Raw genomic sequence first — 19,357 nt, 5'->3', positions numbered from 1 at the left:
TCGACGCCGGGATGGACCCAATTCGTCGACCATGCCTGAACAATACAGCACCCGCGTCACACGGGGATAACTTCGAACCGGCCACAGGAAAAATCGGTCCAGTGGACCGATTTTAGGTGAGAAGGCCATGAGACCTGCGATCGAATGGCAGCAACCGGCCGCAGGCAAAATCGGGCCCCGCCACACGAAGTCACTCCCGCGAAAGCGGGAGCCTCTGGTTTCCGAAAACAGCAGGATCCAGCCTTCGCAATAACGCCACGGGCGAACGTCACCAATCCCCAATCCATCGGCTCCATCGCCCCCTCGCCCCTTTTGGGGAGAGGGCCGGGGGTGAAGGGCCTCAAACTATCGGTACAGCCGCTAAATCTCCGCCGCCGCCTTCAGCGCCAGTTTGTCGCTCTCGGCGTCCAGCTTGGACAGTCCGCGCTCCAGCGCATCGCCGATCATGCCCCTGGCCGAGGATTCCAGGTCGGGGCGATAGCGAACCAATGTCTTGAGACCGGCGGTCAGGCGCAGCATGACCTCGATCGAGCCCGCCCCGTCCCGGGCAATGGGACGAAAGGCATCGGCCATCAGGTCGTCGGGGTCCAGCGCCGGCATGGTGACGCGGTCGAACCGCACCTCGTCTTCCTCCATGGGCCGCTCGGCCAGCACCCGCACCATCGCGCCGATCACCGCAATCGCCGTACCCGGATCGTTGATGCCGGGCGAAAGCGCCTTGCCGGCAATTTCGGCCAGAACGATCAGACCGAAGCGCGGATCATTGTCAAAACTGCGGGCCCGTCCGGTCACAAAGGCATTGCCGAGCTTTTCGGCCACCTCGTCGGCCAGGGTGCCCCCTGTCACCACCAGCAGCGGCCGGTCCGGCGCCGCATAGGCGCCCGGCCGCGCGGTAATGGCCAGTTGTAGGTCATGTTCCTCGGCCAGCGATTGCAATCGCGACACGTTGATGTGCTGAACATAGCCGATCTCCTTGCAGAAGACCGGTTCGCCCTCGGCCCTTTCCTCCTGCCGCCGGCACCCGAGCAGGCCCTGCCCCGGCGCATCGCGGAAGGCGCCTGCCGCGGCTTCTTCGGCCCGCTCGATGGTCTGGGCGACGCGGCCGATGGCGGAAATCTGCCCGATCCAGCGGATGAGAGCCGCCACCACCAGCACCACGACCCCAAGAGTGGCCGCGAACAGCACCAGCCGCCCGGCATCGCTGTATATGCCGGCCGACAGCCCGATAATGGCGACAATGGCGAAGAGAAAGGCGCCGATAAACACCGAGATCGAGGTCTGGGCACTGCGATCGCCGACGATCAGCGGCACGGCCCGCGGCGAGGTGGATGACGACGCGCTCGCCAGCGCACTCACGATGGTCGAGAGGGCAAACACCGCCACGGTCAGCAGGCTCGATGCCAGCACCGTCAATATAGTCTCGACGGCGTTGGAGGGCAGCGTGAACGGCAATTCGTCCGGAATCAGCCGCGCGGTGCCAAAGGCAATGACCAGCATCAGCACGGCCAGCAGCGAGAAGGCCGCCGGCAGGAACCACATGCGCTGCACGATCTGGCGCAGCTTGAAGGCAAATTCGCTCATACATCCCCCGTCCAATGCACAAGCACTCTGGCCCGGTTTGGTTGCGTCAGGCTACCCTTGCGGCCCGAAAATCCGCCTCGCCTCGAGCGCCAGTCCCAGTCCGACGCTGCCGAGCACATCGGTGCGTACCAGTTCGGCCCCGGGGAACAGCGCCCGCAACCGCCCCGACACGGCCGGCACCAGCGTCGAGCCGCCCGTCAGGATGAGGCTGTCGACGGCCTCGGCGCCAACGCCGGCGCGTTTCAGCACTTCGCCAATGGTCTGTTCCAGCCGGGAAACCGAATCGGCCAGCGCCTCTCCCAGGTGCCGGGTTGTCATCAGCGTCGCGATGCTGCGCTCCCGCACCGGGAACGTGAAGTCCGTTTGCTCGTGGTCCGACAGGGCGATCTTGGCCGCCTCCACCGCCCCGATCAGGCGATGTCCCAGCCGGTCTTCGACCAGCATGACCATGGTTTCTACCCGCTCACTCTCCACCGCCTCGCGCATGGTCGAGCGCAGGTCGCGCAGCGCCTTGGCGTCATAGAGCCGGTTGATCCGGTGCCAGGTGGAGAGGTCATAATAGGGCGCCACCGGCAGGTGCCGCTTCCCGTCCCTGGTGCGCGAGCCCAGTCCCAGTTCCGGCATCACCCGGCTCATCGCCAGGAGCCGGTCGAAGTCGGTGCCCCCGATATGAACGCCCGCCGTCGCCAGGATGTCATCGGTCCGGTCCGCTGCCCCCGCCCGGTCCGGCGACACGCGCACCAGCGAAAAGTCCGAGGTGCCGCCGCCCAGGTCGACGATCAGGGCCAGCGTTTCGCGCGACACCTGCCGCTCGAAATCCAGCGCCGCGGCAATCGGCTCGAACTGGAATGCGACCTCCGAAAAGCCCTGCCCGCGCACCGCGGCTTCCAGCTGATCCTGCGCCTGCCGGTCGGCCTCGGTGTCGTCATCGACGAAATGCACCGGCCGCCCCATGACCACGCTGGTCAGTTCCGCCCCCAGCTGCGCTTCCGCCCGCCGCTTCACCTCGCCCACGAACAGGCCGATGATCTCGCCAAATCCCAGCCGCCGCGCCTTGACGCGGGTGCTGTCGGCAAAAAGGGCCGTGCCCAGCACGCTTTTGAGCGAACGCATCAACCGCCCATCGGCCCCGGTGACATATTCACCGACGGCGCCGCGCCCGAAATGCAGGCTGTCGTCCTCGAAGCCGAAGAACAAGACGCTGGGAATGGTCTGGCTACCACCTTCCAGGGCCAGCAACCGCGGCACCCCGGCGCCATCGACCTGGCCAAGGGTGGAGTTGGACGTGCCAAAGTCGAGGCCGCAAGCTTGGGTCATCGTCGCCATCCATGACAAGGAAATGCGCCGGGCGCAGGAGGACGGGCGTTCTAGGCAAATTGGCAGGGGATGGCAAGCAAGCCCGTTCCCGCCCCCAGTCGCGGCGAGTCTGCCCCGCAGTCAGCAGCGAACACCCCTTCTCCTCCCCCTCCTCCAGGGGGAGGCCGGGTGGGGGTCTCTCCAACTCTCTGCGAAAGACAGAACCGCTCAGGCGGCCTTTTTGCGCTTGTCGGCCTTGTCGCGCAGGTCGGCGACTTCCAACCGCCCGATGCCGCGGCGTTGCGCCTTTTTCACCGCCTGCTGGGCGGTTGTCAGCACGGTGCGGTCGAGCCCGCCTTGCGGATTGATGGCGGCCAGGCCGATGCTCAGGGTCACCTGGCCGGCATGGCTGGTGCGGTTGGGCACGCCTTCGCGCCGCACGGCCACCGCAATCTTGCTGGCCAGTTCACGCGCCATCAGCACCGGCATGTCGGGCAGCACGATCACGAAGCCGGAGCGGCCCGAGCGCAGGCACGGACGCACCGCGCCAACGGCGCCCTGCAGGCGGGCCAGGGCATCGTCCAGTTCCTCCCGCCCATAGGCGGCGAGATATTCGGCGGCATTGTCCATTTCGAGCGCCAGGACGCACAGCGACACATGCCGCTCCGCCCCCAGCTTCCAGCCGGCGCGCAGTGCTTCGTCGATCTGCTGGCTGGGACGATTCTTGCGCGGCAGGCGCTCGGCAATGGCCGAGACGCCATAGGCGGGAACGTCGGCACCGGGGCGTCGCGTCAGGGCCGCACGTACCCGCGACCACAAGCCGTCCCGATCACCCGCCGTTTCCACTGTCATTGCGCCTGTCCTGGGCAGTTCTTGTCGGGCCCGATCTGGCCACACTATGGTTAACACCAGGTAAGCATTTGCCCTTAGAGTGTTTTCAAGAAAAGTGGGCACCACTTTTCTGGTTCGAAAACGCGACCACTCAAGACCTTGGCGCAATCGTTCAGATTCAATCAGAACTATTGCGCTAGAGGTGATCCGGCGGTTCCCATTCGGGCCAGTCCACCGCGTGCTCTTCCCACTCCTCCGGGTCGATCTCGGTTTCGAGAAAGGTCCGGCCCTTCACCGATACGCCGACATCGACCACGGTCTGCGGATCGCCGGAGACAAGCGGATGCCACCAGGCCAGCCCCTTGCCCTCGGCCAGCCGCCGATAGGCGCAGGTCGTGGGAATCCAGGCAATTTCGCGCACATTGTCCGGCGTCAGCTTGATGCAGTCGGGCACTTTCTTCTGGCGGTTCGGATAATCCGTGCAGGCGCAGCTGTCCCCGTCGAGCAGCTGGCAGCGCACGTCCGAGGTGATCAGCGTGCCAGTGTCCTCGTCCTCGAGTTTGATCAGGCAGCAGCGCCCGCAGCCGTCGCAGAGTGCTTCCCACTCGGCCGGGGTCATGTCTTCCAGTGCTTTTTCTTCCCAGAAGGCCATTCACCGTCCCTGCCGCGTTCACAATGTTGCGGGTTTGCGCTAGTCGGGCGCACGCTTCAATCATATTGCAGCGATTGTGTTGCATTATCCCCGGAGCCGGACAATGGTCCGGTGGATTGGGGCCCGAGGCAAGCGTGCAGGATCCGTTCTACACCAAGGAAAAAAAGCGTAAGCAAGGCGGCGGCATGCTGGCGGCCGATGCCTGGCTCGATTCCTCGCTTTACGAGTTCTGGCATGCGCTCGGCCGGGGCTATACGCGCTTCCAGGATTTCATGGGGCGTTTCCACGTCACCGGCATCAAGCGCTTCATCGTCGAGGTCCTGTCCGACGCCTTTACCTTCGGCGCCATCGGTTGCGTGCTCATGGTCGCGCTGGCGCTTCCGGCCTTCGACATCATCGATCGCGGCGTGCTCAACAAGGCCGAGGATTATTCGGTGGTCTTTCTCGATCGCTTCGGCAGCGAGATCGGCCGTCGCGGCATCCGCTCGGATGACTCGGTGGCCCTCGATCAGATGCCGGACTATCTGATCAAGGCGACCCTGGCCACCGAGGACCGCCGCTTCTACGACCATTTCGGTGTCGACGTGCTGGGCACCTTGCGCGCCCTGATGACCAATGCCACCGGCGATACCAGCCTGCATGGCGGCTCCTCGATCACCCAGCAGCTGGCCAAGCAGCTTTTCCTCTCCTCCGAGCGCACCATCGAGCGCAAGATTGTCGAGGCCTTCCTCTCGGTCTGGCTCGAATGGCACTATTCCAAGGACGAGATCCTAAAACTCTATCTCGACCGCGCCTATATGGGCGGCGGCAATTTCGGCGTCGTCGCAGCCGCCGATTATTATTTCGGCAAGCGCATCCAGGATATTTCCCTGGCCGAGGCGGCCATGCTCTCGGGTCTCTACAAGGCGCCCGGCCGCTGGGCCCCGCATATCGACCTCGCCGCCGCGCGCGGCCGCGCCAATGTGGTGCTGACCAATCTGGTCGCCGCCGGCTTCCTCACCGAAGGGCAGGTCACCGCCGCACGCCGCCACCCCGCCTCCCCCATTGATCGCGTCGCCGAAGCCAATTCGCCGAATTATTTCCTCGACTGGGCTTTTGAAGAATCCAAGACCCTGATCGAGGCCAACAACGCGCCCGGCAATAATTTCGTCGTCCGAACCACCATCGACACCACCCTGCAGAAATATGCCGAAGAGGCCATCAATTCGGTCATCCGCGAGCAGGGCGAGCAATACCGGGTCGAACAGGGCGCCATGGTCGTCACCGATACCGAAGGCGCCATCCGCGCCATGGTCGGCGGCACCGATTACGCCAAGAGCCAGTTCAACCGCGCCATTGTCTCCACCCGCCAGCCCGGCTCGTCCTACAAGCCCTTTGTCTATGCCGAGGCCTTCGAGCAGCTTGGCCTCAAACCCTCCGACACCATTTCCGACCGCCCGGTCTGCATCGGCGATTGGTGCCCGCAGAATTACGGCCGCAACTATCGCGGCCAGACCACGCTGCTGGCGGCCTTTGCGTCTTCGATCAACACCGTTCCGGTGACCCTCTCCATCAAGACCGGCCGCGAGCCCATCGCCGCGCTCAGCCATCGCATGGGCCTGCGCGCCGAATATCCGGTGACCCGCTCGCTGGCCCTGGGCGTCGCCTCGGTTTCGGTTCTCGACATGACCTCGTCCTATGCGGTCTTTGCCAATGACGGGCTCAAGACCCCGGCCTATGGCATTACCCGCATGACCACGCTCAATGAGCAGCCGGTCTTCGAGCATGACGTCAATGCGCCCAAGGAACGGGTCCTGTCCGAACAGACCGTCATCTACATGAACCAGATGATGCGCGCCGTGGTCACCAGCGGCACCGGCCGGCGCGCCGAGATCGAAGGCGTGCCGACCCTGGGCAAGACCGGCACCACGACCTCCTATCGCGATGCCTGGTTTGCCGGCTTCACCGGCAATTACGTGGCCGCCGTCTGGCTGGGCAATGACGATTATCGCCCCACCAACGATCTGACCGGGGGCACGCTGCCCACCATTGCCTGGCAGAAATTCATGGCCTTCGCGCACACCAATGCCGAGATCAAGCCGGTGCTGGGCGTCGAGTTCACCCTCGAACCCACCATTGTCGCCGATGCCGCGCCGGAAGACGATCTGGAAACCGCCGAGCAGCGCCCCCCAAGCCTCAAGCCGGCCGCCGCGCGCAAATTGCTCGACCTGGCCGCCCGGCTCGAATCGACCCTGTCGGGCACCCAGCCCGCCGGCGACACAGCCAGCATCGCCCCGCCAAGCCCCACAACCGGTCTATAGAACGCTATCGTCGGCCGAACTGGTCTTGCCGTGAGGTCCCAGTCGACACCCTCCCCCTTGAGGGAGGGATCAAGGGAGGGGGTGAGAGCCCCTCATCCGCCCTTCTTGTGCCGCCGGTACTCGCCATAAAAAGTGACATTCATGCCGCCGCAATAGCCGTTGTCGGTCACCTTGAGCACCGGCAATTCCAGCAGCATCCCGATCACGCAATCGTATTGCCCCGCAGCCTCGGGCGGCAAAGGCCCCTCTTCGCCGACGGTGAAATTGACGCTGCCATCCGCCCCGACCCAGTTTTCGGGCAGTTCCAGGCTGAACTCGCCCATATTGACCGCGCCGATCTCGACACGGGCCGGATCGCTGGCGCCCCAGGTGGCGAAGCCGTCGATAAACAGGCCTTCAGCCGTGCGGGTAATGGTCACTGTTTGCTCCGCACTCGCGGCCCAGACGCCGACCCAGTCCGAGAGGGGATCGGTGCCTGCTTCGCCGGCCGGCTTGTCCTTGGCCAGGGCCACCGGCGCGGCCAGAAGCAGCAGCCCGGCCATTGCCCATCGCAACACGCTCATGCGGTTCATCCCTCCCGTGGCGCGCAATTCGGCGAAACCGCCTTCCGAAGCGGCCCCACCATTGCTATAGCCTAAACATCGCTCACCTTAGCCGGTCCAGCCCCCTCATGCATCCATCGCAGAAAAGCTGAGCCCTTGCGTTTCGTCATCAGGCTCCTCCTCGCGATCACCGTGGCCCTGGCGGTCGGTTTTGGCCTCAGCTATTACGCGCTGACCAATGGCCGCCTGTTCGGCGCCGTCGAGATCGGCCCATGGACGGCCTGGCCCGATGCCGGGTCTCCGGCGCCAAATCCCTATACGCGCGGCCATATCACCCGCGATGCCGCCTTCCAGCTCGGCCGCGCCGAGGGCCTGCAGTTCACGGCCACGGCCGATAACGCCGGCGATCCGCTTGATCTGGACTGTACCTACATGCTCACAGGCCATGTCCCGGTGTCGAGCTTCTGGACGCTGATGGCCGTCGGCCCGAATTGGGTCAACCTAGCCGGGCCCGATCAGGACGCCGCCCTGCGCTCCAGCGCCGTGCTGCGTGAGAACGATGGCAGTTTCCGCATTGCCGTCGGCACCGCACTGCGTCCCGGAAACTGGATGGAATTGGCTGGCGAGGGACCGTTCACCCTGGTCCTGTCGCTCTACGACACCACGGCCCTGTCCGGTTTCAATTCCGCTGACATGACCCTGCCCGATATCGTGCGGGAGGCCTGCCCGTGATCCGTACCCTGCTCTGGCTCATCGGCGGCGTGCTGCTCGGCGGCGTCATCCATATCGTGGTTATCCTGACCCTGCCGCTCCTGGCTGAAGAAACCGCCTGGACCAGGGCCCTGGCCCTGGCCGAGCCCGACCGCATGGCCATCCTCGATCCCGTCGCACCCGGCGAACCCAATCCGCTGCATCTGGATCCCGATCTCATCTACGGGCTTTGCCGGCTCGACCTGTCCGAGGGGCCCGGCTTCATCAGCGGCACGCTTCCGGACGCCTTCTGGTCGGTTGCCGTGTTCGATCCCTCCGGCATCGTCACCTTTTCCACCACCAATCGCGACGGCATTGGTCAGACGCTGGAAATGGGCCTGTTCAACGCCGCCCAGACGCGCCAGCTCGCCCAGCAGCAGCTCGACATCGCCGAGGGCCTGCTCATCGTCGAGCAGACCGGCAACGACCTGTTCGCCCTCATCCGCCTGGCACCCCCCCACGACATCATGCGCCCCCGCTTTGCCGAACGGCTTGCCGACGTCCAATGCGGCACGCGCTGAGCTCCCATACCTAACAAAATTTTCTTTTGTTAGGTATGAGCGCTCGGCATCGCTCAAGCGCCTGCCCGAAACTGCGGATATGCTCCGCAACCTCTAGCCATTCCAGACGATTTTCCCGATGAATGCACCCATGACACCCGAAACCTTTTCCGCCGCCCTCGCCACTGCGGTGTCGCGTTATCTCGGTGAAGTGGCCGGTCCCGGCGAGCATCTTTCCCTGCTGCGCTGGCAAATGGGCGAGGGACACCGGCTCGACCGCCGCGAGACCCTGCCTGGCCATGTCACCACCAGCGCCATCGTGGTGTCGCCCGATCATGCGCAGGTACTGCTCATCGATCACATCACCATCGGCCGCTGGCTGCAGCCGGGCGGCCACTACGAGCCGGCCGGTGCCTTCCACCTCTCAGCCCGGCGCGAGGCGGAAGAGGAAACCGGCGTCCAGGCCATTGCGCTGCATCCCTGGCATGGCAGGGGCGACCTGCCCTTTGCCATCGACAGTCATGATGTGCCCGGCAAGCCGGCCCGCAATGAGCCGGTACATGTCCATCATGACCTGCAATATCTGTTCGTGGCCGACCCGGCCCTGCCCCTTGTGGCGCAGCAGGACGAGGTCCACGCCGCCCGCTGGGCCGATATCGCCGCCCTTGCCGATATTGCACCCAAAGCCGCTGCCCGCCTCGCCAGCCTTCGCGCCTGACCGGGCCTAACCGACCACGCCGATGAACCCACCGGACAGAGCCAACGCCAGTACCACGATCCAGGGCGGGGCCCTGAATGCGACAAGCGCCACGAATCCGGCCAGCGCCAGCGCCAGGTCGAGCTGACTCACGACGGCGCTGGTGAATACCGGATCGAACAGCGCGGCGCCCAGAATGCCGACCACCGCGGCATTGGTTCCCGCCAGTGCGGCCTGCGCCAGAGGCATGGTCCGCACCCGGCTCCAGAACGGCAGGACGCCCACCAGCAGCAACATGCCCGGCAGGAAAATCGCGACAGTGGCGATGAGGCCACCGGCAATGCCATTCGGCCCCGGCGTCCCGGCTGCCCCGAGATAGGCGGCAAAGCTGAAGAGCGGTCCGGGCATGGCCTGGGCCGTGCCATAGCCGGTGAGAAAACCGTCGGCGCCGATCCAGCCGCGCCCCACGGTCTCGGCCTCGAGCAGCGGCAGCACCACATGCCCGCCGCCAAAAACCAGCGCGCCCGCGCGATAGAAGGCGTCGAACAGCGCCAGGCCCTGCCCTTGCGCGGCAACCAGCGGCAAGCCCGCCAGCAGCACCGCGAACACCGCCAGGCAGATCACGCCAACCCGGCGCGACAATCCCTGCATTTCGGCGCCTCGATCATCCGCGCCATGTCCCCGGCACAGCAGCAGGCCTGCCCCGGCACCGGCCAGAATGGCTGCGATCTGCCCGAGCGAGCCACCGATCATGGCCAGGAGCAGGACGGCGCCGGCGGCAATGGCGGCGCGCGGTGCGTCCGGCGTCAGCGTCCGGGCCATGCCCAGCACCGCCTGCGCCACCACCGCGACCGCCACCAGCTTCAACCCGTGCAGAATGCCCGCAGCCAGGGGGCCTTCCATCGCGGCAGCGCCCAGCGCCAGGGCGATCATCAGGAGGGCCGATGGCAGGGTGAACCCGGTCCAGGCGGCCAGTGCCCCCAAAATACCAGCGCGGCGCAGTCCTAGCGCGAACCCCACCTGGCTCGATGCCGGGCCGGGCAGGAACTGGCACAGTCCAACCAGTTCGGCATATTCGGTTTCGCTCAGCCACTTGCGGCGGATCACGAAGGCGTCGCGAAAATAGCCCAGATGCGCAATCGGCCCGCCAAAACTGGTGAGGCCGAGTTTCAGGAAGGCGCCAAAGACTTCGCCGGCACCGGCTTTTTGCGCTGTCTGATCCGTCACGCCTGTCCCGCTACTTCTGCACCACCACTTCGGAGTCGGGGACCATGGTCTGGTAGCGTGACGGTATGGTGACACCATGCCCGCCCGCGCTACCGCCCGCTCCGCCACAGAAATCGCCGCGCCGGGCCCGTTCGACCCATGGCGCCATGCGCCTCAGGCTCTCGTCCACGGCCAGCGACTGCTCGTGCGGTGTTTCGACCAGCAGATGGTCGAGCGCAAACGAATAGCTGTCATAGCGATAGGTCAGCGCCCGCACGAACCAGTCGATATGCCACTGGTTCTCGGTGCGCCGCGCCGTCAGGTTGGCGGAGACCGAAGGATCCATCGGCCCAAGTTCGGCCAGCGCCACGGCCCGCTGGCGGTCGACCTCGATGACGGCGCAGATCGACACGAAGGTCGTCGGCAAGGTGTCGAGATCGGCCTGGATATGCCTGCCGACAGTGGAATAGCGGGTCCGCGAAGATTGATATTCCGTCTCGCGCAGCCAGCGATAATAGCGGTCGCGGGTAAAGGTGAAATCGCGCGCCGCCCCGATCCGGGTACGCTGCAATTCGACAGAGCGATCGAATGTCCAGTCCTTGGCATGGGCGGCAATCAGGAAGCGCCAGGTGCGATCATGCATTTCGCGTTCCTGGTCGGTCTGGTTGAATTTGGACACCGGCTCGCCGCGCATATTGGCGGCGCTCTTGCCGATCGACGGCATGATCTCGTCATGCAGCACGCTCGGCGCTGCCCGGCCAAAATCACCGACAGGCCGCGTGGCGCACCCGGCCAGCAGCGACACCACGATCAAAAGGCCGATGGCCCGGCCGAAAGTGCTAGACACGCTTGCGCTTGCGCCGCGATGGATCGAGCCGATTGTCTGGCGGTTGCGACGTGCCGCGCTCATAACGCACCCCGGTGAAGATCAGTATCTGGGCGTCACCGGAGGGTCTGTCTCCCGGTTTTGCAGGTTTTCGGTGTCCCGCCAGTTTCAGCAGCTTTCCCAAGCTGGCCTCCATATCCATGCGCCGCTCCCCCGTCCCTACTGGAGGCAGCGAGTTGATTTGCAGTCAGGCGCGACGCTACTCGCCCACATTGGCCATTAAGAGATCGTCAAGGTTAACAGTCTGCTAACGAATTGCCGGCAAGAGTGAGCCGGCATCAGATTGTGATGTAAAACGAGTCGATGGTTCCGCCGGACATGCTTGGATTTCAGCCCTACGAGACCTTTCAGCTGCTGATCGAAACCGGCGGCGTCGATCGCACCAATACTCTGCTGATCGCGGCCTGCGACGCCTATGCGCGGCGCGGCAAGCCCACTGGTCCCGAATTGGAACAGTTCGAGGCCCTGGCCGCCCGCCTGTTCCCCACGGCCGGTCCACAGGCCCGCGCCAAGGGCGCCGCCATTCTGGGCCGGGCCGAAGTCCTCTCCCCGGCCCTCGAACGGCTGGTGATCGACAATATCGGCGAAGACCTCATTCCCTTCCTCGAAACCGCGCCGCTCCTGTCCGATCAGACCATGCTCGACATCATCGGCCGCTATGACGTTCCGGCCTGCGCCACCCTGGCGTCGCGCGCCGATCTCACCAATGTGGTGCTGGCAAAACTCTTCCAGATGAATTCGCGCAAGGTCTATCGCGCCCTTGCAGCCAATACCGGCATCACGCCGCGCGGCGCCTATCTCAGCGCCCTCGCCCGTTCCGCCCAGATGGATCACCTGGTTGCCGAGGCCCTGGGCCATCGCGACGATTTCGACGCTGCTCTCCTGGCCCCGGCCTTCTTCGATCTGTCCGACAATCACCGGATCAAGGTCATCGAGGCCTTTGCAAATCGCGAAACACCCAAGGCGCCGATAGCCCGCACCATCGAGCAATTGTCCGTGGCCACCAGCGAGCTCACCCGCGCGCTGATGAAACTGTTCTCCGAGAACCGCCGCCCGGAAGTCACCAAGCTCCTGTCGCAGATCACCGGCCTGGACGAAGTGCGCTGCGGCCAGATCGCTCACGACGTCACCGGCGCCTCGCTGTTCGTCATCCTGCGCGCCTTCGGCACCACGGCCTATGACGGGCTCAAGGTCTTGATCCACGCCACCAGCCACGACACCGACCGGTCGCGTGCCCTCGCCGACTATGCCAGCCTGTTTGGTGGCGTCACCGCCGATTCCATGGCCTATCTGATGAGTGCCTGGCGCGGCGAGGTGAACCTGTTGGAATTGACCGGCACCCAGTACCAGCCCTTTGCCCAGCGCAGCCGCCGCACGCCGGAGGCCTCCAAGGCAACCGGCAATCCCGTGGTCGATCAGGCCATCGAAGCGCTGTCACGGATCGGCGCACGCCGCGCCAGTTAGCGCGTCTCCGGCGCCGCCACGACCTCAATTCCAAGGTCATCGTCGGTTCTGAGATCGACGCCAAGCACCCAGAGATCGGGGTCGAAAGCGACCTCCTGCTCGATACGATCCCGTACCTTGTCCGGTTCCACGCGCTGGAACCGGCACTGGAACACCGGCCCTTCCTTCTCGCCGCGGCTCAGCATCGGCGCGGGCGTATAGAGCGAACGTGTTCCATCGAGGTGATCCACCTCGAGAAAGACCTGGCCGGCAATTGGGTCGCCGCGCCGCACCACCACGCAGAAATGGCCCAGGTCATTGTGGCGCCGCACGAAAGCCATGCACCAGATGTCGCTGCGCAATGTCGACACCGCGCCGGCTCCTCAGTTTGATACAGCCTGTGGACCTGTCTAGATCGTCGCGCCCGCCTGCACCAGCAGGTCCACCAGGTCCGGCTTGACCTGACCCGTCTGGCGGTAGCTGTAGAAGTTCTCGAACTCGCGGATGGCGCGTGCCGTTTCCGGGCCGGGCTTGCCGTCGATGGCGGCGCGGAAGAAACCGAGGCTGGCAAGGCCGCGCTGAATGCGGGTCACGAGCTCGGTGTCGGTCGCCGGCATCACCGCTGTCTGGCTCGGATTGGTTCGGGCCGCAGCGACGGGCGCCACCTCGGCAGCAGCCGGTGCCGCAGCCGGAACAGGTGCCGGAATCGGCTGGGTGGCCGCGGCCACATTGGCCGTGGGAATGGGCGGATTGGCCATCTGGGTCGGTGGCGTGCGTGAACCGTCGACGGCCGCGACGATCGAATCGAGCGTATTGGCGGCGCTCTGGGCGACCTGGTCGAGAGCCTGTTCTGCGGGTGAAAGCGCCGGCAGGCGCGCGACAACCACGTCCTGCTGCGGCTGGGCCACCGGCTGCTGCACAACGACCGGAGCCGGTTGGACTGCCGTGGACGCTATCTGCACCTGCACCGGCTGGGCCACTGGTTGCGGCGCCGGCTGAACGACGGCCTGGGGCTGCACGGCCTGTGCCGCCATCCGGCCGGAGGCGTCCGAACTCAGGATGGCCTCGACGATGGAGGGGTTGAGCGCACCATTGGGCTGCAGGCCATTGCGCTGCTCAAAAGCCCGGATGGCCTCGGCGGTCTTGGGGCCGTAATAGCCGTCAACGGTACCCTGGAACAGGTTCAGTTCGGCCAGCCGCTTCTGCACGGCGAAGACTTCGGTATTGCCCACGGGCCGGTCGGGAATGACCTGCGGACCGACGCTGCCTGTGGTTTCAACCACTGGCGCCGGCTGGGGCTGAGCGACGGTTTCGGCAATTGCCGGCAGGCTGGCGGCAGCTGGTGCCGGCTCCGGCCGCTGCGCCGCCGGGGTCGGCATGGAGGCAATGGTGTCGCGCGATGGCATGAAGAACGGCGAAGGGTGTTCGCTGGTCTGGAAGTAAAGGGCATTGCTGCCCGCCAGCGCCGTCAGCGTCACCATGGCCAGAAGCCCGGTGGACGCGAGCGGGGCACGCATGAAGCGGGCAACGGCCCACAGGCCCGCCCGGCTGACGGAGCCAAGCAGTGCGCCCCCGGCCATGAGCGGGAGCTGGGTCAGGGTTGATGCTGTCATTGCGCTTTTCTTTTTTCGTTTGGCCATGTGACAGGAGCGGCAGTCGTCGGTTCAGGATGCAGATGCAGAATGTCTGCAGTTTCGCCCGGTTTGGTTGCTGGACCGTTTATAGGCAGAAGAACAGTGACGGTTGTCCCCGCCCCGATCTCGGACATGGCGCGCAGCGTGCCGCCATGCAGCTCGACCAGACCCTTGACGATCGACAGGCCCAGGCCCGTCCCCTCATATTTGCGGCTCAGCCCGTCCTGCACCTGGAAGAAAGGTTCACCGATTCGCTTCAGCGCCTCGGGCGCCATGCCGATGCCGCGATCGCGGACCGAGACATTGATTGCCGTTCCCTGGCGACGCACCGAGACGCTCACCTGCCCGCCCTCATGGCTGAACTTGATGGCGTTGGACAAAAGGTTCAGCAGAATCTGCCGGCACACCCGCTCGTCGGCATTCAGCAGCGGCAGTCCCGCCTCGACCTCGGAAACGATGGAAACGCCGCGTTCCTCCGCCAGGGTTTCGACCATGGGCAGGCAGGCCGGCAGGATGGCCCCGGCGTCGATCTGGTCGGTCTGGATTTCGAATCGCCCGGCCTCGATCTTGGACATGTCGAGCAGCATGCCCACCACTTCGAGCAGGTGCCGCCCGGACTTGTGGATGAGCCCGGCATATTCGCGATGCGTGTCCGACAGCTCGCCGCCGATGCCCGAGGTCATCATTTCGGAGAACCCGACCACGGCATTGAGTGGCGTGCGCAATTCATGCCCGATGGTCGCGAGGAACCGGGACTTTGCCTGCGAGGCCTCTTCGGCCACCCGCCTGGCATCGGCCATGGCGCGCTCGGAATCCTTGCGCTCGGTGACGTCGCGCATCAATGCGATCACTTCATAGCGGGCGTCATCGCCATCGCGGTCGAGAACCGGCGAGAGCTGCACCTCAACCCAGATGAACCGCGGCATGGCCTGTGCGGCATGTGGATCGTCGCGGCGCAGGCGCACTTCGATGGTCCGGTTGCGCCCACCCTGGTTGGCGTCGGCAAAGGCGGTGAGATAAGTCGGGCGGTCCAGAACATGCAGGCGTTCGCCAATGCCGCTGCCGTTCAGTTGGAAACGCTGGCACCCGAACAATCGTTCGGAGGACCGCGAGGCCATCAGCAGGCTGCCATCGCTGGCGAAGCGCAGAACCGCGTCCTGGACATGTTCGATGAGGTGGCGATAGGCGCTGATCTGGGCCTTGTCGTTGACCTCATAGGCCGCGTTGATGCGGTGGGCCGAATAGGCGACCACGCCAACCGCGACGAGGAAGCCCGTCGCAGAACTGACCATCAGCCACTGGCCCTCGGCCAGGGTATCCACCAGGCCCACCGGCCCCGCCAGAAGGCCGATGACCAGCACTGCGCCCAGGCCTGCCCAGCTCAGCCGGCGCATGGTGCCCGGACCGAGCAAAGCCGCGAGAACCGGGCCCATGAGAGCCATGGCCAGGCCGGGGTCAGCCAGCCGCGGGTCGGCAATCGACAGGACGAGGCCGCTCACCATGATGGCGACACTCTGCACCATGGCGGCAAAGTCGTGCTGGCCGCGCGCGGCCATGGTCAGGCTCAGCGACGCACCGGCGAGAATCAGCGTGGCGAGCAGAAAGGGCAGCGCAGCACCGGTGAGCAGGCCGTACATGGCCGGCGCCATGCCGGCAGCGGCCGCTCCAAGCAGGATGCGTGCAGAATTGACGATAGTCTCACGGCGCAGCACTTCGGGGCGATTGCCCGAACCGGCATAGGACTTACCTATCCCGCTGCTGGCGCCGAAGAATTTGAGGCTACGCATTACCAACTCACCATATCGACGCCCGACCGGCACGTTCGGCCGGAAACCAAGATGCCTGGGGCATCGCGCAGTCCGAATAGTCTTCGGATCCATTGCCCGCAGCCTCGCCCCCGAACCGCTAAGACAGGTTTAAGCCAGTGCCTGTCGAGGGGGTGGCCGGTCCTTTCCAGCCCCGGTTTTGAAAGTTAGCGTAAACAAGCCGTTGCGCCGCTCCGGCGCCAAAGTTCGAAATTGATTCAAATTTTATCGAAATTGCGCAGTGCCACTTAATCGGGCCTGCCTAGCTTTCATCGAAGGCGTGGGGGACGGTCTCCCACGAGGACCGATGACCATGTTTCTTCTGCGTTCTGCATTCTGGCTCACCCTCGCCTTCATGGTGATGCGCCCCGGCGTGGATGTCGGCGATGCCGCGTCCCGGCTGTCGCAGGATGCCATGCAGCAGGGCAGCCAGTTCGTTGCCCAGCAGATCGACGCCATCGATTGCCATGATTTCACCTGCGCCGGAGGCAAGGCTCTTGTCTCGGCCGCACTCCAGACTGCCCCGCAGGCCGGCGCCCCCATGCATGTTCAGCCGGCCGCCCTTTCGGTGCCCCTGCCTCGACCTCGGCCGGATATTGCGGGATAGGCGGCGTCCCCCCGGGCGCCAGACACATAGACCCCAGGGGTCGCGTCACTTCCCCAAGCGACGCTACTCCAGCGACCTCTGGATACTGCCGCAGCCACGTGCCCCGTCGCTGCGGCTTTTCTTTGCGTGCTGTGCAGCCCTCGCATCGGCTGGCGAATTGCACTAGATAGACGCCATGACACATCCGCCGGCCTTCACCGAAATCTCGGACAATCTTTCCTTCCTCGATGACTGGGAGGATCGCTACCGCTACCTGATCGAACTCGGCCAGGCATTGCCGAAGCTCGACCCGGCCGAGCGCGTGGATGCCAACAAGGTCAATGGCTGCGTCTCGCAGGTCTGGCTGGTGGCCGACCCCAAGGGTCAGGGCGCACAAACCACGCTCGGCTTTCGCGGCGAGAGCGATGCCATGATCGTGCAGGGACTGGTGGCTGTCCTCCTCGCCCTCTATTCCGGGCGCCCGGCCAGCGAAATCGCCGAAACCGACGCCATTGCGCTGTTCGACGAACTTGGCCTGCGCGAACATCTCACCAGCCAGCGCTCCAATGGCCTTGTGGCCATGGTCGGCCGCATCCGCAATGAGGCCCGCGCCCGGCTGGCGGCCTAGCTTTTTAGGCCGGTTTGCGCATCCGGCGCATCAATGGCGCCTCGACCAGCCGGTAGAGCATGACGCCGATCAGCGTGCCGCCGACAATTGCCGCGCCGACCGCGACCAGCGTGGCCGTTGTGCCGGCCGGTTCGACCAGGTGTAGGGCCACCCCGGCAATAGCGGCCACCGCAAAGATGTGGACGAGATAGATCGAATACGACGCGTCCCCAACCAGTTCGAGCAGCGGCCATTGCGGCAGATTCTGCGCAAAGGCGATGGCCATGGCGACCAGGGCCACGGCAAAGACCAGCATGCCCCAGAAGGCGTGTTCTTCTGCGGCAACGGCAAAGCCCTGTGCCAGCCCGGCCAGCACCAATGCGCCCGCCACGAGCGCCAGCGGCCGTCCGAGGGTCTGTAACCGCCCCTCGATATGGCCCAGCCCCAGCCAGGCCCCGGCGACAAAGGCCAGCGGCATGTAGCTGGTGTAGAATGCAGGGATCGCCTCTGTTGGCCGCAGCACGGCGCCGATCAGCGCCAGGCCGCCAAACACCACGCTCAGCGTCATCACCCGCGCCCGCGCCGGCAGCAGGGCCAGCAGCGCAAAGCTGACATAGAAGAACATCTCGTAATTGAGGGTCCAGCCGAGCTTGTAGAGCGGGTGCAGGCCATGGCTCGCCGGGTTGTAGAACGGCACAAAGACCAGCGACAGCGCCAGTTGCATGCCATCGAACACCGTCGTCTTGAACAGGCTGGGCAACACCAGGGCCAGGGCCGCCGCAAGGAAGGTGAATGCCCAGTACATGGGCACGACGCGCACCACCCGCCGCCGGAGGAAGTCACGCGCGTCGAACCGGCTGTGCCCGGTGACCACCACCATGATGAACCCCGACAGCACGAAGAACAGCACCACGCCCAATTGCCCCATGCGCCCATAGACCAGCGGATGATCGGCGAGCGGATAGAGCAGTGCATGCGATGCCAGGACCAGCATTGCCGCAAAGGCGCGAAGATATTGGATGGTGTGCAGCTTCGAACGCATGACGAAACCTGAGACTTTGTGCACCACGATTATCACGCGCCGCGCCGGCGCTCTCATCCTGCTCGTCAATATCGTTAATCGGCGCTGTCGGCGAACATGGCCGGGCGCTCGGGCAACCAGGCGCGCACATCGCCTTGATGGCCTCCCTTCCCCGTCTCATCGAGACCCCGCATCCGCGCCAATTGCTCGAGGGCGATGCGCAGCACCAGCTTGGCGCTGCGGCGCGGCCAGCGGCGTTCCGTCTCGATCTGCTGCAGGCCCTTGTCGTAGCAGCAGACTTCCACCAGCAGGTCCCAGCAGTCGCGTGGCAGGCGCACTGCGTCCTGCGCCAGCCTCTTGCGGGCCGCGCTGGCCATGTCACTCACCCCGGTCTGGCCCGAGCCTGCGGCGCGGCCACCGATACGGGTCGGATCGTAGGACATGGTGACACGCTGGCGGATCATGGCGCTCTCGAACAGCTGTGCCAGTTGGCGCCCCGCCTCCACCTGGTGCGGGGCGAGAAACCCGGAGGCCCCGCCCAGGCGCTGCATGGCTTCCGGCAACTCGGCCCGGTGACCGCCCGGGGATGAACAGTCAGACGCGCGCGGCATCGGACACCTCCAGCATGGCCTCGAGACGGCTGATTTCGGCATCGATGCGCGGATCGTCCCGCAAGTCCTCAATCACCGCGCAGGCATAGGAGACAGTTGTCCTATCGCGGTCAAAGATCCGTCCGATATCGGCCAGGCTGTGCTGGCGGATCACATGGCACAGATACATGGAAATCTGACGGGCCCTGGCGACGCCCGCCCGGCAGCGCGACCTGTGCTTAATCAATGCCTTGGGTACATGCTGCTCGCGCGCCACCAGGCGGATAATTTCGTCGATCGAGCGCGCTGGACCGGCCGGATCAAGGGTCGCTCGGCGGCAGGAACTGGCTTGTTTGGTCATGGAGCACTCCGGAAAGATATAGGATGATATTCCTATACTCTCTCTGAAGGCCAGCCCATGGGGATAAGT

21 protein-coding genes are annotated in these 19,357 nt (G+C 65.1%); 7 read left to right on the top strand and 14 right to left on the bottom strand.

Annotated features, from left to right (window positions below; translation table 11 throughout):
- Positions 1 to 360 precede the first annotated feature (360 nt).
- From KIT02_RS00105 to KIT02_RS00090, 4 genes are all read right to left on the bottom strand, one after another.
- Complete coding sequence (locus KIT02_RS00105) at positions 361 to 1,581, bottom strand: DUF2254 domain-containing protein (RefSeq protein WP_297580677.1); 1,221 nt, start codon at positions 1,579 to 1,581, stop codon at positions 361 to 363.
- 51 nt (positions 1,582 to 1,632) lie between these two features.
- Positions 1,633 to 2,898, bottom strand: a complete 1,266-nt coding sequence (locus KIT02_RS00100) for an Hsp70 family protein (protein WP_297580670.1) — start codon at positions 2,896 to 2,898, stop codon at positions 1,633 to 1,635.
- Between the two features lie 207 nt (positions 2,899 to 3,105).
- Complete coding sequence (locus KIT02_RS00095) at positions 3,106 to 3,729, bottom strand: diguanylate cyclase (RefSeq protein ID WP_297580669.1); 624 nt, start codon at positions 3,727 to 3,729, stop codon at positions 3,106 to 3,108.
- Between the two features lie 175 nt (positions 3,730 to 3,904).
- Positions 3,905 to 4,360: a YcgN family cysteine cluster protein gene (locus KIT02_RS00090; protein ID WP_297580666.1), complete on the bottom strand. Its 456-nt coding sequence runs from the start codon at positions 4,358 to 4,360 to the stop codon at positions 3,905 to 3,907.
- Between the two features lie 134 nt (positions 4,361 to 4,494).
- Between KIT02_RS00090 and KIT02_RS00085 the strand changes: the two genes are divergently transcribed.
- A complete protein-coding gene (locus KIT02_RS00085; RefSeq protein WP_297580664.1) occupies positions 4,495 to 6,660 on the top strand; it encodes a PBP1A family penicillin-binding protein in 2,166 nt (721 codons plus the stop codon).
- 92 nt (positions 6,661 to 6,752) lie between these two features.
- On the opposite strand, the gene KIT02_RS00080 is transcribed toward KIT02_RS00085, so the two are convergent.
- A complete protein-coding gene (locus tag KIT02_RS00080) occupies positions 6,753 to 7,223 on the bottom strand; it encodes a hypothetical protein (protein ID WP_297580662.1) in 471 nt (156 codons plus the stop codon).
- A gap of 135 nt (positions 7,224 to 7,358) precedes the next feature.
- On the opposite strand from KIT02_RS00080, the gene KIT02_RS00075 reads away from it, so the two are divergent.
- The 3 genes from KIT02_RS00075 to KIT02_RS00065 all read left to right on the top strand — a co-directional run bounded on the left by KIT02_RS00075 (position 7,359) and on the right by KIT02_RS00065 (position 9,170).
- Positions 7,359 to 7,934, top strand: coding sequence for a DUF1214 domain-containing protein (locus tag KIT02_RS00075; protein WP_297580660.1), 576 nt, complete (start codon positions 7,359 to 7,361; stop codon positions 7,932 to 7,934).
- On the top strand, positions 7,931 to 8,473 hold the full coding sequence (locus KIT02_RS00070; protein ID WP_297580654.1) for a hypothetical protein: 543 nt from the start codon (positions 7,931 to 7,933) through the stop codon (positions 8,471 to 8,473). Before KIT02_RS00075 ends, KIT02_RS00070 begins: the two co-directional genes overlap by 4 nt.
- 130 nt (positions 8,474 to 8,603) lie before the next feature.
- Positions 8,604 to 9,170, top strand: a complete 567-nt coding sequence (locus KIT02_RS00065) for an NUDIX domain-containing protein (protein WP_297580651.1) — start codon at positions 8,604 to 8,606, stop codon at positions 9,168 to 9,170.
- Between the two features lie 6 nt (positions 9,171 to 9,176).
- Here the strand turns inward: KIT02_RS00065 and chrA are convergent, their stop codons facing one another.
- The 3 genes from chrA to KIT02_RS00050 are packed head-to-tail and all read right to left on the bottom strand — an operon-like array spanning position 9,177 to position 11,383.
- Complete coding sequence (gene chrA / locus KIT02_RS00060; protein WP_297580649.1) at positions 9,177 to 10,376, bottom strand: chromate efflux transporter; 1,200 nt, start codon at positions 10,374 to 10,376, stop codon at positions 9,177 to 9,179.
- 10 nt (positions 10,377 to 10,386) lie between these two features.
- A complete protein-coding gene (locus KIT02_RS00055; protein ID WP_297580647.1) occupies positions 10,387 to 11,202 on the bottom strand; it encodes a hypothetical protein in 816 nt (271 codons plus the stop codon).
- Positions 11,195 to 11,383 (bottom strand): hypothetical protein, encoded by a 189-nt coding sequence (locus tag KIT02_RS00050; protein ID WP_297580645.1) that lies wholly within the window; start codon positions 11,381 to 11,383, stop codon positions 11,195 to 11,197. Before KIT02_RS00050 ends, KIT02_RS00055 begins: the two co-directional genes overlap by 8 nt.
- A gap of 176 nt (positions 11,384 to 11,559) precedes the next feature.
- Between KIT02_RS00050 and KIT02_RS00045 the strand changes: the two genes are divergently transcribed.
- The gene (locus KIT02_RS00045) at positions 11,560 to 12,705 is read left to right on the top strand and encodes a DUF2336 domain-containing protein (RefSeq protein ID WP_297580643.1); all 1,146 of its coding nucleotides are present in this window, start codon (positions 11,560 to 11,562) and stop codon (positions 12,703 to 12,705) included.
- Here KIT02_RS00045 and KIT02_RS00040 read toward each other — a convergent pair.
- Genes KIT02_RS00040 through KIT02_RS00030 form a run of 3 tightly spaced genes read right to left on the bottom strand, consistent with a single transcriptional unit; the run spans position 12,702 to position 16,105 of the window.
- Positions 12,702 to 13,055 carry a DUF1491 family protein gene (locus KIT02_RS00040; protein WP_297580641.1) on the bottom strand — a complete coding sequence of 118 codons (354 nt, stop codon included), beginning with the start codon at positions 13,053 to 13,055 and terminating at the stop codon, positions 12,702 to 12,704. The genes KIT02_RS00045 and KIT02_RS00040 overlap by 4 nt on opposite strands.
- Positions 13,056 to 13,094: 39 nt before the next feature.
- A complete protein-coding gene (locus tag KIT02_RS00035) occupies positions 13,095 to 14,297 on the bottom strand; it encodes a peptidoglycan-binding domain-containing protein (protein ID WP_297580639.1) in 1,203 nt (400 codons plus the stop codon).
- Complete coding sequence (locus tag KIT02_RS00030) at positions 14,294 to 16,105, bottom strand: PAS domain-containing sensor histidine kinase (protein ID WP_297580637.1); 1,812 nt, start codon at positions 16,103 to 16,105, stop codon at positions 14,294 to 14,296. Before KIT02_RS00030 ends, KIT02_RS00035 begins: the two co-directional genes overlap by 4 nt.
- Positions 16,106 to 16,430: 325 nt before the next feature.
- Between KIT02_RS00030 and KIT02_RS00025 the strand changes: the two genes are divergently transcribed.
- Positions 16,431 to 16,730, top strand: a complete 300-nt coding sequence (locus KIT02_RS00025; protein WP_297580634.1) for a hypothetical protein — start codon at positions 16,431 to 16,433, stop codon at positions 16,728 to 16,730.
- Positions 16,731 to 16,905: 175 nt separating this feature from the next.
- Positions 16,906 to 17,337 (top strand): SufE family protein, encoded by a 432-nt coding sequence (locus KIT02_RS00020; RefSeq protein ID WP_297580632.1) that lies wholly within the window; start codon positions 16,906 to 16,908, stop codon positions 17,335 to 17,337.
- A 4-nt stretch (positions 17,338 to 17,341) separates the two neighbouring features.
- Here KIT02_RS00020 and KIT02_RS00015 read toward each other — a convergent pair whose 3' ends face one another.
- The 3 genes from KIT02_RS00015 to KIT02_RS00005 all read right to left on the bottom strand — a co-directional run bounded on the left by KIT02_RS00015 (position 17,342) and on the right by KIT02_RS00005 (position 19,288).
- On the bottom strand, positions 17,342 to 18,358 hold the full coding sequence (locus KIT02_RS00015; protein WP_297580630.1) for an acyltransferase: 1,017 nt from the start codon (positions 18,356 to 18,358) through the stop codon (positions 17,342 to 17,344).
- A 74-nt stretch (positions 18,359 to 18,432) separates the two neighbouring features.
- Positions 18,433 to 18,948: a DUF6456 domain-containing protein gene (locus KIT02_RS00010; RefSeq protein ID WP_297580628.1), complete on the bottom strand. Its 516-nt coding sequence runs from the start codon at positions 18,946 to 18,948 to the stop codon at positions 18,433 to 18,435.
- A complete protein-coding gene (locus tag KIT02_RS00005; protein WP_297580626.1) occupies positions 18,932 to 19,288 on the bottom strand; it encodes a helix-turn-helix domain-containing protein in 357 nt (118 codons plus the stop codon). Before KIT02_RS00005 ends, KIT02_RS00010 begins: the two co-directional genes overlap by 17 nt.
- Positions 19,289 to 19,357 lie beyond the last annotated feature (69 nt).

Source organism: Devosia sp. (assembly GCF_025809055.1).
Classification (GTDB): domain Bacteria; phylum Pseudomonadota; class Alphaproteobacteria; order Rhizobiales; family Devosiaceae; genus Devosia.
Note: the sequence above shows the minus strand (reverse complement) of the source record. Positions and strands in the feature narration are given on the sequence as shown.